This is a genomic window from Pirellulales bacterium, assembly GCA_019636335.1.
Taxonomy (GTDB): domain Bacteria; phylum Planctomycetota; class Planctomycetia; order Pirellulales; family JAEUIK01; genus JAHBXR01.
Genome location: JAHBXR010000004.1, coordinates 162,102 through 178,929, shown reverse-complemented (window position 1 = coordinate 178,929; position 16,828 = coordinate 162,102). Strand labels below are relative to the sequence as shown.

The window sequence follows — 16,828 nt, the reverse complement described above, 5'->3', positions numbered from 1 at the left end:
GGCAAGCTATTGCGCGCTGAAGTTGTCGAGCGTGCCCCCCGAGTGTCGGAAGCCGACTTGTCCGGCGGCGGTGATGCTCGCATCGACCGTATCGCCGACCAGCAGGCCGTCGAAGTAGAGCTTCAACGAGTTGCCCACCACGTCGAATCGCAGCGTGCCGCTGCCGCTGGCAACTTCGGCGTGGGTGAGGTAGGTCCAGTTGCCTCCCAGGTTCTTCCAGATTTGGGCATAGTAGCGTCCGCCGCTGGTCACAAGCCGTCCCATGTAGGCATTCGAGTCCCCCGGTCCGCTGTAGCGGGCCAGTAGACCGATATTGCCACCGGCGGTAACGTCGATCTCGGCCACGACGCTGACGTTGGCCTGAACCGCGCCGTTGAGGACCGCGATCGAGGTTTCGCCCGCGCCGATGTTCACCTTGCCGCCAAAGATGCGGAAGTCGCCGGCGCGGGTCACCCAATCGGCCGCGAGCAGCGAGTTGTCGTTCCGCGTAAAGGCATCGGCAAAGGGAAGCGAGGCGGCCAGTGCGGTGGGCGCCGTGGCGCGTTCGACTTGGAAGTTATCGAGCTTACCCCCCGAGTGCCGGATGCCGGCCGATCCGGCGCCCGTGATGTAGGTATCGATCGTGCTGGCGACGAGCTGTCCGTTGAAGTAGAGCTTCAACTCGGAGCCGATCACCTCGAACCGCAGGTTGCCGGCGCCGCCAGAGACGGGCACGCTGCGGAGCGGCACGTACTGGCCGTCGACGTTGCGCCAGATTTGTGCCGCGTAGAAAGCATCGCCGCGGTACAAGCGGGCCATGTAGCCGTTCGAATCGCCCGGCCCGCTGTGACGGGCCAAGAGGCCGGCGTTGCCACCACCCGTGATGTCGATATCGGCGCTGACCACGACATCGGCCACGGCCACATCCACGAGCGTGGCCACCGAGGTGGCATTGCGATAGAGCACGGCGGCCCCGTTCGAAATGCCGATGTCGCCTTCGAGCTCTTGCCAGTTGACGCCCAACGATGTGCTGTTGGCTCGGGCAAAGTCGTCGACGAAGGGCAACGCGGTCGCGGCGCGGAACGGGAGCAGTTGGGTCTCGGCCTTGAAACTAGCGACCTTGCCCCCCGAGTGACGCAGGCCGACGCCACCCCCGGTGGTGAGCACGCCGTCGGTCGCCTGACCGACGGTCTGTCCGTTGAAGAGGAGCCGCAGGCTCGTGCCGACCACTTCGAACCGCAGGGTGCCTTGGCCGCGCCCGACAGACTGGCTGGTCAGGTTCGTCCACGTGCCACCGACGTTGCGCCAGATTTGCGCCGCGTAGCCGCTTCCGGTCTTGACGAGCAGACCCATGTAGGCGTTCGAGTCGCCGGAGCCGCCGTAGCGTGCCAGCAAACCGACGCTGCTGCCGTTGGTGACGTCGATCACGGCTTCGACGCTGACGTCGGTGGCCGTGACGCCGTTGAGCGCCGCGATGCTGGTGGCGTTATTGTGCAGCACCAACTCGCCGCTGGCGATCCGCACGTTGCCGAGGCGCTCGACCCATTTCGGCCCCAGGTTGGTGCTATCGGCCCGGTCGAACGAATCTTCGAACGGCAAGAAGGCGAAGTTGTCGGTCAGCGGATCGTTCGGCGGATCGAAGTTGCCGATGATCGGAATCGCGAACTCATCGCCAAACTGGAAGAACAGATCGTTGCCGAACGGCACCGGCGAGAAGGCATGCTTCAGCCAGTTGGCGGTTCCGTAATAGACGTTGGCGGGGGCCACGCCGTTGGCCGGCTGCGACGGGATCGGATCGCGTCCCGAGACCAGGAAGAACCACTCGGCCGCGACGCGTGGGAGCTGGCCGCTACGACCGGGTACCCACAGGCCAATGTCGTCGACGCCGTCGGCATCCATATCGGCCGCGACCGGGCGTTCGACCACGCCGTCGAAGCCCCACAGGATCGTGTCCTCGATGACGCCGTTCCAGCCGCCGTTGGCGTAGAAGTCAAACTGGAACCGATCGGCCGCGTAGGTGGCCAGATCGTCGTAGCCGTCGCCGTCGAAATCGCCGACGATCGGGAAGCCACGCAACGCCGAGGTGATGACGGTATCGAGGATATAGTCCCCGTTCGTATCGAGATACCACTTGTCGCCGGTGAAGTAGCCGATCTCGTCGCCGTTGGCCTTGTTCCCGTCGAAGTTGCCGGCGATCGGAATGCCGTCTTTCTGGAAGGCGTCCACCAGGTTCAGGTCGGGGACGCCGTCGCTGTTCGTGTCGATCAACCAGCGGAACGTACCGCCGAAGTTGCCGTAGGCAGCAAGCTTGTCGAAGCCGTCGGTCAACGTCTTCACGCCGTTCACCAGCGGGCTGAACTTGCCGGCGAAGCGCGAGTCGTTCGGGCTCGACGGATTTCCGAAGAGGAACGTCAAGTCGACGTTCGTACGATCGTTGTTCTGACCCTGCGGATCCCAAATCGCGTTGCCGTTGATGTCGAGATAGATCGTCGTCGAGGCATACGTGCCCAGTTCCGGACGGCTGTCGACCGTGAAGCGCGAGACGAAACCGCCACCGGGCGAGCCATCGCCGGTGGGAAAGAAGGGAGGCGTATCTTGCGGCGCCGGATTGCCGGCAAACGGCCCGGCGGCCGACGATTCGCCGTCCAACGCGTTGCCCGCCGGGTCGCGGAGATTCTGCGAGACGGAGAAGGTGTAGCGATCGTCGGCCAGCGGTTCCGAAAACACGAGCTCCACGCTGGCCAGCGCGGGAACGCCGGCGATCGTCGTGAAGGTGGGAATCGCCTGGACGATCGTCACGTAACCGGTGCGATCACCGATCAGGGTGTAGTTGCCCGGCTGCGAGGCCAGCGCGGCGAAGACTGCCTCGTACAAGAACTGCTGCACGCGCGGCGGGTTGTCGAGGAAGTTGACCACGATGCTATGGATCAGCGGATCGACGTTGCTCTGCGGCTTCGGCGCGAAGAGGCTGTTCACCCCGTCGAAATCGAGCACGCCGTCGTACGAGACTTGTCCCCGCACGACGTTGGTGATCCGCGGGCCTTGCGTATCGACGAAGAACAGCCGCGTGAAAGACTGCTTGTTGCCGGCCAGATCCTCGTGAATGAAAATCGCCGTGTGCAGGCCGTCTTGCAGATTCAGATTCGACTGCGTGTAGAATTCGCCGTTCAACAGGAAGGCGAAGTTGCCGTCGAGCGGCACCGAGACCGAGCCCCCCGCCGGCACGCCGTCGATCAACAGATCGACGAACACGTTCGCCTCGGCCGAGCCGAAGAAGCTGGGCGTCTTCACGTTCGTCACCTTGTCGCCGAACGTGGGGGTGTAGCCGGTGACACCCGAGTCGCTGTTCGGGTGCAGGTCGCCCGCAGGAATCGGCGCGATCGTGTCGAACGTGACCTGGAGCAGGAAGTCGGGGCTGATGTTGCCGGCGCGATCCTCTACTTCGAGCTTGAAGTTGTAGACGCCGTCGACGTCGCCGGGATTCGTACCGAAGAAGGCGGGCAAGTCGAGCGTAGTGACGAAGTGGCCGAGCTCGCTCAGCGAATTAAGACTGGCCACGAGCACTTCCGGCGTGTCGCCGCGACGCGCGAAGAGCCGCCATACGACGTCGTGCCAGAACGGGTTCACGATCGCGTTGGGATCGATGCTGACGTTGCCCGGCAGGTCATCGGCAGTGATCGTGAAGGTGGGCGTGATGTCGAACGTGACGTTGTCGGCGTTGTGGCGACCGGTATCGCTCGAGGCGACCAGATCGAGGTAGGGCGTGTTCGGCACGAGCGTGTCGATATAGATGGTCAGGGGTTCGCAGTCGCAGTAGCAATCGCAGCAGCAGCCCCATCCACCTTCGCCGGCGGGGGCGAAGGCGGGCCCTCCGCCACCACCGCCGCAGTCATAGTCGTCTTCGCAGTAGCCAACGTTGCCGGCCAGATCCTCGACCTCGGTCGTGATGATGTACTGGCCGTCGTCGAGCGGTTCGATGGTAACTTCCCAGATGCCCAGGCCATCCCAGGGTCTGCCGTCGCTCTCGTCCGAACCGACGCGGCCGACTCCCACCAGCTCGGGCGCGCCGACGACCCCGTTGATGACGGGCGAGGCATAGATGCGAATCGTGGCGTTCGCTTCGGCATAGCCCGAGAAGGCTGGCGTGCGGATGTTGGTCACGTTGTCGTCGTCGAACGTGCCCGAGTCGCTGGAAGAGAGCATGTCGGCCGTCACCGCACAGGGGGCAGTGAGATCGATTTCGACCAGCAACTCCTCCGACTGGGCACTGCGATTGCCGGCGCAATCGAAGGCCTCGACCGACAGCGGGTGTGGGCCTTCGGCCGAGATGAAGTGCTCGAACTCTTCCCAGAAGAAGTCGATCGAGACGATGGCGAAGCCATCGGGGCCGGGGATGAAGTGGTCGATCTCGTAGATCACGACTTCCCCATCCTTGATCAGCACGCGGCTCCCCGGTTCGGCCGAGATACGGAAGTCGAGCCACCACAGGTTCGTTACGTTGTCGAGATCGGACGAACCGGTGTCGTAGATGTTGACCAGGTCGATCGTCGGCCGCTGCGGCGCGAGCGTGTCGATCTTGATGAACAGGCCGTCGCCGTCGGGATCGGGCCAGGGCGTGATGTTGCCGGCCACATCCTCGACCTGCATCGTGATCTCGTAGTTGCCGTCGGCCAGCGGCTCGACGGTGATCTCCCAGATGCCGTAGCCGTCGGCCGGGTCACCATCGCTCTCGTCGGAGCCAGCCTGGCCAATGCCGATCAACTGGGGCACGGAGTCGGGGTCGTCGACATTGCGGGCATAGAGCCGCACGATGGCCAGGGCCTCGACGTAGCCCGAGAAGGCCGGCTCGTTGACGCTCGTTTGCGTGACGTCGTCGTCGAGACAGATGTCGGTGACGCTCGATGCGAGGATGAAGATCGGATTGTCGCTGAGAATCGGGTCGGTCAGATCGATCACCAACGGCAGGACGGCGCTTTGGGCGCTGCGGTTGCCGGCCGTATCGGTCGACTCGATCGAAAGGGGATGCGGACCCTCGGTCGCGAAGTTGGGGATGTTGGCAAAGTCGATGACGACGGTGGTGAAGCCGTCGGGGCCGACCACGAGATCGTTCAACGTGACGATGACGGTATCGCCGTCCTTGATCACGACGTCGCTGCCCGGCTCGGCCGAAATGCGGAAGGTCAGTGTGCTGAGATTCGTGATGTCGTCGTTGTCGAACGAACCGGTGTCGTCCGGCGTGATCAGGTCGATCGTCGGCCGCTGGGGGGGGAGGGTGTCGAGAATCGTGTTGGTAAAGATGTCGTCCGGGCCATCGAGGTTGCCGGCGCGATCCTCGATCTCGATTTGGAACGCGTACGAGCCATCGACGAGCGGCGCCAGCGTGACCGTGAAGACGCCGAAACCATCGCCCGGGATGCCATCGCTATCGTCGTCGCCGACGTAGGCCTCGCCGATGAGGTCGGAGCCGTTGTCGGTGTAGATACGCACCAGCGCCAGGGCGGTCGCGTGCCCCTCGATCGTGATCGGGTTGATTCTGGTGTAGAGATTCGGTCCATCGGCAATGGCATTCAGGAGTTCGAGGGACGTCCAGGTGGGAGCGGTCCTGTCGATCACCAGCGGCAGCACGGCACTCTGCGCGCTGCGATTGCCGGCCGTGTCGGTCGACTCGATTGACAGGGGATGTGGCCCTTCGGCCGGAATGCCGTGGTTGATTTGATTGGCCACGAAGTCGAGCGTAACCGTGGCAAAGCCATCGGAATCGAGCACGATGTTGTCGATCGTCGCGATGACGGTGTTGCCATCCTTGATGACGACGTCGCTGCCGGCCTCGGCCGAGATGCGGAAACGGAGCACCGTGAGTCTCGTGAAGTCGTCATCGTTGGAAAAGCCCGTGTCGTCGGCCGCTAAAAGGTCGATCGTGGGACGCTGCGGCGCGAGCGTGTCGAGGATCAGATTTGGAAAGACTTCGTCCGTGTCGTCTAGATTGCCGGCTAGGTCCTCGACCTGGATGGTCAAGTTTGGCTGACCGTCTGCGAGCGGCGCGAGCGTGACGGTGAAGACGCCAAAACCATCGTTCGGATTGCCGTCACTTTCATCGTCGCCGACATACGCTTCGCCGACGAGATCGCCATTGGAGTAGAACCGCACGATGGCGCCCGCGGTGGCGCTCCCTTCGAACGTGATCGGGTTGACGTTCGTATAGAGATTCGGTCCGTCGACCACGGCATTTAGAACCTCGATCGAGGTCCACGTGGGCGCCGTCGTGTCGATCAGCAGGGGCAGCACCTCGCTCTGCGCGCTGCGGTTGCCGGCGCAGTCAAACGCCTCGGCCGACAGTGGGTGCGGTCCCTCGACCGGAATGCCGAAATCGGCGAAGACCGTGTTGAAGTCGACCGTCACGATCAGGAAACCGTCGGCGTCGGGCGTGAAGTTCGGGATCTCGAGGATGACGACCTCGCCGTCTTTAATCACGACGTGACTTCCTGGCTCGGCCGAGAGGCGGAAGTCGAGCGAGGTGAGGCGCGTGATATCGTCGTTCGTGGCCCAGCCGGTGTCGAAGGCCGCCAGCAGGTCGAGCGTGGGACGCTGCGGCGCGAGCGTGTCGATCGTGATGATCAACCGCTCGTCGTGCTTCCAAAGCTCGAAGCCGTTCGTGCCGTCGTTGGCGCTGAAGTAGAGGATCCCACCCACGTTCGCCAGGCTGCTGGGGTTGGAGCCCGTGTTGGGGTTGGGGTTGATGTCCTTGACGAGTACGGTTCCGGCCTCGGTCCCATCGCTCTTCCAAAGCTCGAAGCCGTTCGTGCCGTCGTGGGCGCTGAAGTAGAGGATTCCTCCCACGTTCGCCAGGCTGCTGGGGCTGGAGCCCGTGTTGGGGTTGATGTCCTTGACCAAGACGGTTCCGGCCTCGGTCCCATCGCTCTTCCAAAGCTCATAACCGTTCGTGGTGTCGAAGGCGCTGAAGTAGAGGATACCCCCCACGTTCGTCAGGTACTGGGGATTGGAGTTGCCCGCGCCGGCGACGATGTCCTTGACGAGTACGGTTCCGGCCTCGGTCCCATCGCTCTTCCAAAGCTCATAACCGTTCGTGCCGTCGGTGGCGCTGAAGTAGAGGATCCCTCCCACGTTCACCAGGCTGCTGGGGTTGGAGCCCGTGTTGGGGTTGGGGTTGATGTCCTTGACCAACAAGGTGCCGGCCTCGGTCCCATCGCTCTTCCAAAGCTCGCGGCCGTTCGTGCCGTCGGTGGCGCTGAAGTAGAGGATCCCCCCCACGTTTACCAGGAATTCGGGACTGGAGCCGGTGATGGGGTTGGGGTTGATGTCCTTGACCAACAAGGTGCCGGCCTCGGTCCCATCGCTCTTCCAAAGCTCGAAGCCGTTCGTGCCGTCGGTGGCGCTGAAGTAGAGGATCCCCCCCACGTTTACCAGGAATTCGGGACTGGAGCCGGTGCCGGGGCTGGGGTTGATGTCCTTGACCAGCACGGTGTTTGGCTGGCCGCCGTGCGTATAGCTCGTGATGTTGCCGGCGCTGTCCTCGACCTGCATCGTGATCGCGTACGTGGCGTCGGCCAGTGGCTCGACGGTGATCTCCCAGATGCCCAGCCCGTCGCCGGGGGTGCCGTCACTCTCGTCGGAACCCGCCTGACCGACGCCGATCAACACGGGCTGCGCGCTTGGATCATCGAGATTGAGCGCGTAGAGCCGCACGGTGGAAAGCGCTTCGACGTAGCCCGAGAAGGCCGGTTCGTTGATGCTCGTCTGAATCACGTCGTCGTCCAGGCAGACGTCGGTCACGCTCGACGAAAGGATATAGAGCGCGGGATCCCCCACGAGCGGTTCTGTCGTGTCGATCAGCAGCGGCACTACTTCGCTCTGCGCGCTGCGGTTGCCGGCGTAGTCGAAGGCCTCGGCCGACAGCGGGTGCGGCCCCTCGACCGGAATGCCGAAATCGGCGAAGACCGTGTTGAAGTCGATCGTCACGACCAGGAAGCCGTCGGCGTCGGGCGTAAAATCGTCGATCGTGTGGATGATCGTCTCGCCGTCCTTGATGTGGACCGTCGTCCCCAGCTCGGCCGAGAGACGGAAGTCGAGCACGGCGAGGTTCGTGATGTCGTCGTTCGTGGCCGAGCCGGTGTCGAAGGCGGTCAGCAGGTCGAGCGTGGGGCGCTGCGGCGGCAGCGTGTCGATCACATCCAACTTCCACAGCTCGATGCCGTTCGTGCCGTCGTTGGCGCTGAAGTAGAGTGCCCCTCTCACGTTCGTCAATTGGCTGGGATTCGAGTTCCCCCCACCGGGACTGATATTCTTGACGAGCACGGTCCCAATTTCGGTCCCGTCGCTCACCCACAGCTCGACCCCGTTCGTGCCGTCGTCGGCGCTGAAGTAGAGCAACCCTGCCACGTTCGTCAGTTCGCTGGGGTTCGAGCTCCCCATAATACTGGCGTTGATGTTCTTGACGCGCACGGTTCCGGCGCCGGTCCCGTCGCTTTTCCATAACTCGGTGCCGTTCACGAGGTCGTCGGCGGCGAAGTAGAGGATCCCTCCCACGTTCGTCAGGTTACTGGGATTGGAACTGAACGAACTGATATTGATGTCCTTGACCTGCACGGTTCCGGCCTCGGTCCCATCGCTCTTCCAAAGTTCGGTACCGTTCGTGCCGTCGTCGGCAGTGAAGTAGAGGATCCCTCCCACGTTCGTCAGGTTGCTGGGATTGGAACTGGAGATTCCAGGATTGATGTCCTTGACGCGCACGGTTCCGCCCTCGGTCCCGTCGCTCTTCCAAAGCTCGAAACCGTTCGTGGTGTCGCCGGCGGCGAAGTAGAGAATCCCCCCCACGTTCGTCAGATGGGTAGGATCGGAGCTCTCAAAGTCGGGAGCGATATCCTTGACCAGCACGGTTCCGCCCTCGGTCCCGTCGCTCTTCCAAAGCTCGAAACCGTTCGCACCGACGAAGGCGTTGAAGTAGAGGATTCCCCCTACGTTCGTCAGATGGTTGGGAACGGAGCTTTGCCCGCCGGGACGGATGTCCTTGACGAGCACGGTTCCGGCCTCGGTCCCGTCACTCTTCCAAAGCTCATAACCGTTCGTGGTGTCGCCGGCGCCAAAGTAGAGGGTGCCCCCCACGTTCACCAGGCTGGTGGGCGCGGAGCCTAGCGGTCCGAACTCGATATCCTTGACGATCTCGGTCCCAGCCGGTGTCCCGTCGCTCTTCCAAAGTTCCCGGCCTCTGAAGCCGTCGTCGGCAGTAAAGTAGAGAGTGCCTCCCACGTTCACCAGATTCTGAGGATCGGAGTCGCCCGCGCCAGAGTTGATGTTCCCGAGCATGGCGGTTCCAGCCTCGGTTCCGTCACTCCTCCACAGCTCTCGGCCGTTTGTCCCGTCGCTAGCAGCGAAGTAGAGAATCCCACCCACGTTCACCGATTCCGCGGGAGAAGAACTCCCACTGGGGTTGATGTCCTTGACGAGGGCCACGTCGAACATGAGCGGATCGACCGCCAGCATGCGCCGCTCTTCCATTGGTTCCAGGTGGAAGGAGCGGTGATTCAACGGCGACGACGAGCCGAGACGGCTGGCGAACGGCGTGCCGCGGCGGCGCGGAGCGTGGGAAACCTCAGTACCGTGGCGAACGCGACGGCGACGAAACATGGCAGGTCCCCTCTTCGTGTAAGGTCATGGGTGGTCGATCAAGGTGGAGAATGCCCCCCAGTCAGTCATTGGCGCACTAGCGCGCAAGACTTACCGGAGACGATAAATCTGACGATTCGCCAAAATCGCAAGATTAGCTAAATCGGGTGGTTAGCCTAGTTGCGGCTAATTTCGCAAGCAAGGGCTTTTAAGGGGATTTCTCGGGGAAATCCCGCGGTCCCTGCGCGTTCGCCCTGCCGGGGCTGCCCCTGTTTCACCGGTGTGCGAGGGGGCACCCGACTCTGGTGAGACGAGAGCCCTTCGGAACGGGGAAGAAGCATGCCGGCCGGGCGCAACAAAAAACCGAAGCCAGACTCACCTTGCGGCAAGTCCGGCTTCGGAGTTTATCCGTCGAGAAAGGGGTCGAGGTGGTGGTGGGTCGACCGCCGACCTGGCCGTCTGCTACCAGAGGAATTCGAGCCGAGTCACGAGACCGTCGAACGTGACGGTGTCTTCCTGGTCGACGTAGTTGTTCGACTGCACGGCCTGCACCCATTTGCCTGTCGTCAGCGTGTTGTACCAGGCGGCCATGTAGTAGCCGGCCTTCACGCGAACACAACCGTTGCAACTGATCCAACCAATGCCGATTTCGTACTCGAGAATCGAGACGACTCGGTCGTCCGAGAAGGACGTGGCGGCCTGTGTGAGGGCAAACGTGTTCGACTGCAAGTAGTCCGCGCCGAAGTTGCCGGCGAGGAAGCTCGCGTAGGCATTGCCGTAGACGAGAAAGCCGTTCGTGCGGCAGCGGCGTTCCGCCTCGAGACCGAAGCGGGGACCGGCGCCGTCGAAGTCGATGTCGGTGGCCGTGGTCGTCAGCCCGACGTTAACGCTATGTCGTTCGTTGAAATCCTGACTGAGATGGGCATACCGGGCACCGACGAGCCAGTTTACTTCGTGGTAGGGGCCGCCGCTCCACAGGGCCTTATAATAGACGTCCGCGATGCGGAAATCGATGTCGTAGCTCGCCTCGGACAATTGCGTGTTCGCGGCGGCACTGATCGTGTTGGGATGCGTGACCAGCGAGTGGATCACGTTCGGCTGGTCGATCGCGATCGAACCGTTCGTCTGCGTGTCGAGGTAGCTGAACATCGCACCGATGCTCGTGCAGGAGCTTAGCGCGAAGTTGCCGCCGATGCGGAAGCCGGGCTCGTAGTCGGGATCGGCGACCCCCACGGGACCGACCGGCACGGCGATCGCCGGATCGATACCGTTCTGCGGAATCGCGTAGGGCATGTCGATGCCGCGCGGTTGCAACAGCAGGAAGTCGGCGAAGACCCCGGTCTTGTGCCCGGTGTAGACCGCACAGCAGCGATCCGCGCAGCAACTGTCGTCGCAGCACGAGCTGTCGCACGAATTGCCGGCGCCAGTCAACTCGTAACGTACGTCGCGGGGGCTCGTTTCGTAGGGGAGCCCTTGCGAGATGGGTCCGTACATGGCGGGCTGATGCCCGACGTTACCCGCGGGCGCACCAATCGAGGGGTGCAAGACCGGCGGCAGGTGTTGGGGGGCTCCCGGCTGTGGCGCGAACTGCTGAGAGGCCGTCGGCTGCATGCCGGATGGTGGATAAGCGTACCCCGCCTGCTGGGCAGACGTAGCCAGCGGTACCATCATCAGTGCAGAGGCCGCCATGCATGCGGTAAGGGTCTTCACGGTTCGCACCTTTATGATTCCGATAGGGTGTTGCACGATCACGCACGGCGATCCCGCCGAGCGGGTTATGCGTCTTTAGACGGATCGGCCTGAAATGTTCGATGTTTCAGGTTTGATGCGTGTGTGTGCAAAGGCGGAATAACACCGCAGTCTTGCCCGTCAGATAAAACCGGGGCAATCGCTAGGCTTTGTGTAGCTTCGCATGTGCGGCGTCAGTTGCTCGCCGGGACCGGCACGTTCGCTAAGTCGCCACCGGTCGTGGGTTTCCTGACACGGCCAAACCATGCAAAATGCAATCTGGCCCTGGTTCCGACCCCGTTGCCCGATCGGATGAATCGCTATGCGCCGTAACCGGCAAATCCTCGCCATTTTATTTCTGCCGTTTTGTTGCCGTGTGGGGTTGGCGGCCGAACCGAAGGTCGAACGGCAGGTCGTAGTCTTTGGCCAAGAGGGGCTTTTTGCCGGTTGGCCGGCGAATCATGGTCTGTGGGGTTGGGGGGACGAGTTGCTGGTGGGCTTCAGCGTCGGGCAGCACGCCAATCTGGGCGAAGAGCGGCACAACATCGACCGTGGCAAACCAGAGTACCACGTGCTGGCCCGCAGTCTCGATGGTGGCGAATCGTGGCAGACGGAGTATCCTCACGAGCGCGGTCAGCTCATCAACTTCGGCGGTATGCGACACGGCACGCAGGATCCCGCACACGCCGAAGCGGCCGCGCGGCCGATCACCGAACCGATCGACTTCACGCATCCCGACTTCTCGATGACGCTGCGTTTCAGCGGCGTCGACGGCGGCAGCTCTCGGCTCTACTATTCGTACGACCGCGGGCACACGTGGCAGGGGCCGTTCGAGGTCCCCTCGTTCGGCCAGTTGGGGGTCATGGCCCGCACCGATTACCTGGTGAACGGCCCGCGCGATTGCCATGTCTTTCTGACGGCGTCGAAAAAGAACCACCAGGAGGGGCGCGTGTTTTGCGGCCGGACGACCGACGGTGGCCTGAGTTGGGAGTTCCTCTCGTACGTGGGACCGTCGCCGAATGGCTTCTCGATCATGCCCTCGACCGTTCGCCTCTCGCCCGAGAAGCTGGTGCTGGCGACCCGTCGCCGCGCGGCCGAGGACGAGCCCAAGCATCGCTGGATCGACCTCTGGAAATCGGACGACAACGGGCAGAGCTGGCAGGCGCTCGGCGACGCGGTCGACGACTTGGGCGAGGGCAATCCTCCCGCGATGATTCGCTTGGCCGACGGCAGGCTGTGCCTGACTTACGGCGTGCGCAAGGCGCCTTATGAAATACAGGCGAAATTCAGCCGCGACGAGGGCCTCACGTGGAGCGCGCCGTTCGTGCTGCAAACCGGGGGCGGTGGCCGAGACCTGGGCTATCCCCGCACCCTGCAGCGCCCCGACGGAAAAGTGGTCACGCTGTATTACTTCTATCCGCAGGAGAGTCCGTTCCGTCGCATCATGGCCACGATTTGGGATCCAGGCAGTAGGTGAACATGGAGTCCGGTATCCTGGGGGACGGGGCGCCGATGGACCGCGAGCAACCGTGCGGCACCGCCTGTTGAATTCTTCTCCAGGCTGCTAAACTCTTCAGGATGCGCATTGCGCGCCGGAGTGGCGGAATGGCAGACGCGCTGGATTCAAAATCCAGTGTCCGCAAGGACGTGTGGGTTCGACTCCCACCTCCGGTATTTTTTCCTTCCGTGGGCGGTTCGCCTGGCATTTGGGATCGTCCCGGCAGTTCTCGGTCGGGGTTTTGCGCGGGATGGCGAGATGCGAATGTCCAAGCCGCGCCAGAATCATGCCCGGCATCTGGCAGTGCTGCGGGCCATGACGTCCGAGCAGCGACTGAGGAAAGCGTTCGAATTGACCGAACTGTCGCGGAGCTTGTTTCGGCAGGGATTGCGACGTCGATTTCCCACGCTGCCGGACGATGAGTTCCACCAGCTCTACCTCGCACGGCTGGCCGCATGTCACAATCGGAACTATTGAAGCAGACCGTTCAAGTGCTGGAGCGCTTGGAGGTCCCCTTCATGCTGACCGGATCGCTGGCTTCGAGCTTGCAAGGTGATCCGCGTGCGACTCACGATATCGATATCGTGGTGCAGCTTGCGACATCCCACATCGAGGGGCTGCTGGCGGCGTTTCCGCCGCCCGACTATTACCTGAGCCGCCCGGCGATGAGCGAGGCGATCGCCCGGCGTTCCACGTTCAACCTGCTGGAGTTGGGCGAAGGAGATAAAGTCGATTTCTGGCTCTTGACCGAGGAAGAGTTCGACCAGAGCCGCTTTGCGCGTCGCATGCAGGACCGGGCAGGCGACCTCGCGCTGCACGTCAGTGCTCCAGAAGATACGATCGTTCAGAAGTTGCGCTGGTCGCAGATGTATGGTGGTAGCGAAAAGCAACTGCAAGATGCGATTGGCGTTTACGAGGTGCAGTTCGCCGTTCTCGATCACGCTTACCTCGAGCATTGGGTTAAGGCATTAGATTTAACTCCCTATTGGAACCAGTTAATCGCTCAAGCGAAACCGATCGAGTGACCCAAGGCGGTCCGTCTCTCCGATTTCCGCGATGCAAACCGTACTATTCGCCACTTGATCTGCCGCAGGTAAAATGAGGCGCCACTGTTTACAATGAATCGGAAGTCTTGCTTGCTTCTGGATACCCGAGGTTGCCGACATGTCCTCCGCTCGCGATCAAATCTTCGATGCCGTGCTGAAGCTGTCCGAAGAAGAACGCCTCCTGCTGGTGGGAGAAATCTTGGATTCGTTACCGGAAGAACTGCCGGGACTCAGCGCTGACGATACTGCGCTGCTCGACGAACTGGAACGACGTGCGCAGGATACTATGCCTTCTATTCCCCTCTCGAACCTTTGGACGAGAGAGTGATTTAGGACGTGGAAATCGTCTTCCATCATCTTGCCGCGGAGGAAGCTCGTGCTGCCGAGGCGTGGTATTCCGTTCGCAGTGTGCAGGCGGCGGAGCGTTTTCGGGACTCGGTGATGAACGCCGCAGTGGCCATCAGGGCAGATACAGGAACGCACGAGATTGCCGGTACAAAGTTCTGCTACATACGCGTGAAGTCGTTCCCTTACCGACTCATTTATGTGCTCGAAGCCCCTGGGCGAGTCCGTATACTCGCCGTGGCCCATCATCGCCGCCGTCCTGCCTACTGGAAAGACCGAAGGTAGACGTACTGGAGTAACCCTTCCCGTCAAGGGGACAGCCAGGTCTTCCAGGTGTGCTTGAATGCGCGCCCCACGAAACATCATCCCTCAGAAACCTACTCGGGCAGGTGTGCGCGGAGTATCGATTTGCTCCACGTCACAATAGAGCAACCTCGAACCTTCAGTCGACGGACCGCCACTCTGGATCGCGCACATCATCATCGGTTGGTTGACGTGGAGGGCTAGCAAAAGGAAACTCGTGGGTCGGTAACTCGCGATACGCACCGATGCGGCGATAGTTCTCTTGTGCTTGACGCAAGTTGATCGAATTGGGCTTGCTCGCATCCAACGCGTCTCTGTGTCCCAGATAGAAGTGCCAAAGACAGATTGGACAAATGCTAGTCTGAATAGAAATAGCTTTGTACCCACAACAGGGACAGGTCAGGTCTGATCTGGTAGCAGAATCCGGAATAGCCAACCGACCGTACTGCGTGGCGTCGTGACACCACTGCAACGGTTGCCAGGCAGGATTACGGCGGTCGCGGACATATGGCTTCCGAACGTATGGAAGCCAAGCCTCGTTGATAGCGCCACAGCGATCATAGTTGTATTGCGAGTTGCGAAGGCTAATGCGATTCGGCATGCATTGAGCATCTGGACTCTGCTGTTGGCTGCAGAAGGTCCACCCACAAATCGGACACCAATTCTCGCCCGCATTGATCGTGACGAATCCGCAGCAAGGACACGTCGCGTCGTTCAGTGGCAGGTCGGGATCGATTGACGGGCCGCGGAATGGCGGAGTGAACGGTTGCCATGAAGAGCTGCGCTCGAACCCACTAGTTCGCTCGATAAGCGGCCTATTTGCCCATGGCTCGTGTGGACCGTCGCAGAATCCAAACAACTTGAATAATTCCTGTGCTTCGCGCAGTGAATGCCAATTTGCACCACGTGTCCAATCTGGGAACCGCTCGCATGCCGTGTCTTCTTCCCAATAACAGATCGAACACCACTCATGCAGCGAGTCATAGCCGCAGCAGGGACAGACGTCGTATTTCGCATCCGATCCATTTGGCATGAGAATTTCCCCGCACCAATCCAACGGGCAGATACCCGATCGAATGAACCACGGGCGCTCGACTTGATGCCATCACCCCGCGTGCGTCTGATCGTAGACCGCGGTGAGCAGTTCTTGCACGTCTTTGTATTTCTTCTTCCGCGACAGTGCCGCTTCGATCAGGCGGCGGCAGTCGCTTTCCGAATGCCCCAGCGTGCGCAACACTTCGTAGGTTTCATCCACCACGTCGCGCTCGACGTCCGCGCCGGCGGGGAGATCGCGGGCCACCAGCAGCGCGAACTTCGGCACCTTGCGGCGCAGCTTGGCCACGATGCGCTCGGCCATCGCGGGGCCGATGCCCGGTAACGCCGAGAGGACCTTGATCTCTTGCTCCTCGATCGCCTGGGCCACCTCGGGGACGGGACGGATCATGGCCCGCAGCGCCTTCTTCACCCCCACGCCGTCGACCGAGCAGAACAGGTTGAAGAACTCACGCTCGACCTGGCTCAAGAAGCCGACCAGTCGGGGCGTGAGCCGCCCCTGCATCGGGTTTCCTTCGAGATAGTCGATCGTGTGCAGGCTCACCTCGTTGCCGATCTCGTGCTGCAACTGGCGGCGGCAAAATTCGGGAATGAGCACCTCGTACTCGAACGCCCCCACGGCGAGCGTGACGTACTCCTCCGAGACTGCCAGCAGCCGGCCCGTGATGCGCGTAATCACTGTCGAATCGCCTCCATTGCGTGGGTAGTCGTGGCCCGTCAGGCCTTGCGAGCGCGGGCGCGGCGTATGCCGTCGCGGTTCAGATAGTAGTGACAAATGGCAATGGCCAAGGCGTCGGCCACGTCGGGGGGGTCGGGCCGCGAGGTGAGCCGCAGCTCGCGCTCGATCGCCTGCTGCACCTGCAGCTTAGGCGCGCGGCCATTGCCGGTGAGCACGCGCTTGATCTGCGTGGCGTTGTAGTGAAAGACCGGCACCCCCGCTTGCGAGGCGGCCAGACAGATCACGCCCCGTGCATGACCCATTAAGATCGCCGTACGCGGCCGCTGGTAATGGCTGTAGAGCTGCTCGAGCGACATGGCCGCCGGGGCAAGCGTGGCGATCACCTCGGCCAGTCCTTCGTGGATCTCGGCCAGTCGGGCAGTGAGCGACCCACGCGTCTTGCCGCGCACGACACCGGCCTCGACCAACTGCGGTTGCCCGCCGCTAACGTCGAGCACGCCGTAGCCCGTGATGTTGAGGCCCGGATCAACGCCCAGGATCCGCAGCGTGCTGGCAGGATGGTTCATGGATAGAAGT

The 16,828-nt window shown here is 62.2% G+C and carries 10 protein-coding genes and 1 tRNA gene; 6 read left to right on the top strand and 5 right to left on the bottom strand.

Annotated elements, in window-relative coordinates; translation table 11 throughout:
• Nucleotides 1-6 precede the first annotated feature (6 nt).
• Together KF708_06075 and KF708_06070 are read right to left on the bottom strand one after the other, a co-directional pair.
• Nucleotides 7-9,621, bottom strand: a complete 9,615-nt coding sequence (locus KF708_06075; GenBank protein MBX3412267.1) for a hypothetical protein — start codon at nt 9,619-9,621, stop codon at nt 7-9.
• A 441-nt stretch (nt 9,622-10,062) separates the two neighbouring features.
• Nucleotides 10,063-11,310 carry a hypothetical protein gene (locus KF708_06070; GenBank protein ID MBX3412266.1) on the bottom strand — a complete coding sequence of 416 codons (1,248 nt, stop codon included), beginning with the start codon at nt 11,308-11,310 and terminating at the stop codon, nt 10,063-10,065.
• A gap of 340 nt (nt 11,311-11,650) precedes the next feature.
• Here KF708_06070 and KF708_06065 point away from each other — a divergent pair, with 340 nt between their 5' ends.
• The 6 genes from KF708_06065 (at nt 11,651) to KF708_06040 (ending at nt 14,502) form a co-directional block, all read left to right on the top strand.
• Nucleotides 11,651-12,805, top strand: coding sequence for an exo-alpha-sialidase (locus KF708_06065; protein MBX3412265.1), 1,155 nt, complete (start codon nt 11,651-11,653; stop codon nt 12,803-12,805).
• Nucleotides 12,806-12,919: 114 nt separating this feature from the next.
• A tRNA-Leu gene (locus KF708_06060) sits at nt 12,920-13,002 on the top strand.
• 88 nt (nt 13,003-13,090) lie between these two features.
• On the top strand, nt 13,091-13,303 hold the full coding sequence (locus KF708_06055; protein MBX3412264.1) for a hypothetical protein: 213 nt from the start codon (nt 13,091-13,093) through the stop codon (nt 13,301-13,303).
• Nucleotides 13,282-13,851 (top strand): hypothetical protein, encoded by a 570-nt coding sequence (locus KF708_06050; GenBank protein MBX3412263.1) that lies wholly within the window; start codon nt 13,282-13,284, stop codon nt 13,849-13,851. The genes KF708_06055 and KF708_06050 overlap by 22 nt, the downstream gene beginning before the upstream one ends.
• A 139-nt stretch (nt 13,852-13,990) precedes the next feature.
• A complete protein-coding gene (locus tag KF708_06045) occupies nt 13,991-14,200 on the top strand; it encodes a hypothetical protein (protein ID MBX3412262.1) in 210 nt (69 codons plus the stop codon).
• 8 nt (nt 14,201-14,208) lie between these two features.
• Nucleotides 14,209-14,502 carry a type II toxin-antitoxin system RelE/ParE family toxin gene (locus KF708_06040; GenBank protein MBX3412261.1) on the top strand — a complete coding sequence of 98 codons (294 nt, stop codon included), beginning with the start codon at nt 14,209-14,211 and terminating at the stop codon, nt 14,500-14,502.
• Between the two features lie 157 nt (nt 14,503-14,659).
• Here the strand turns inward: KF708_06040 and KF708_06035 are convergent, their stop codons facing one another.
• The 3 genes from KF708_06035 to ruvC all read right to left on the bottom strand — a co-directional run bounded on the left by KF708_06035 (nt 14,660) and on the right by ruvC (nt 16,818).
• Nucleotides 14,660-15,553, bottom strand: coding sequence for a hypothetical protein (locus KF708_06035; GenBank protein ID MBX3412260.1), 894 nt, complete (start codon nt 15,551-15,553; stop codon nt 14,660-14,662).
• 72 nt (nt 15,554-15,625) lie between these two features.
• Complete coding sequence (locus KF708_06030) at nt 15,626-16,252, bottom strand: Holliday junction DNA helicase RuvA (protein ID MBX3412259.1); 627 nt, start codon at nt 16,250-16,252, stop codon at nt 15,626-15,628.
• Nucleotides 16,253-16,290: 38 nt separating this feature from the next.
• Nucleotides 16,291-16,818, bottom strand: coding sequence for a crossover junction endodeoxyribonuclease RuvC (gene ruvC / locus KF708_06025; protein ID MBX3412258.1), 528 nt, complete (start codon nt 16,816-16,818; stop codon nt 16,291-16,293).
• Nucleotides 16,819-16,828: the final 10 nt, after the last annotated feature.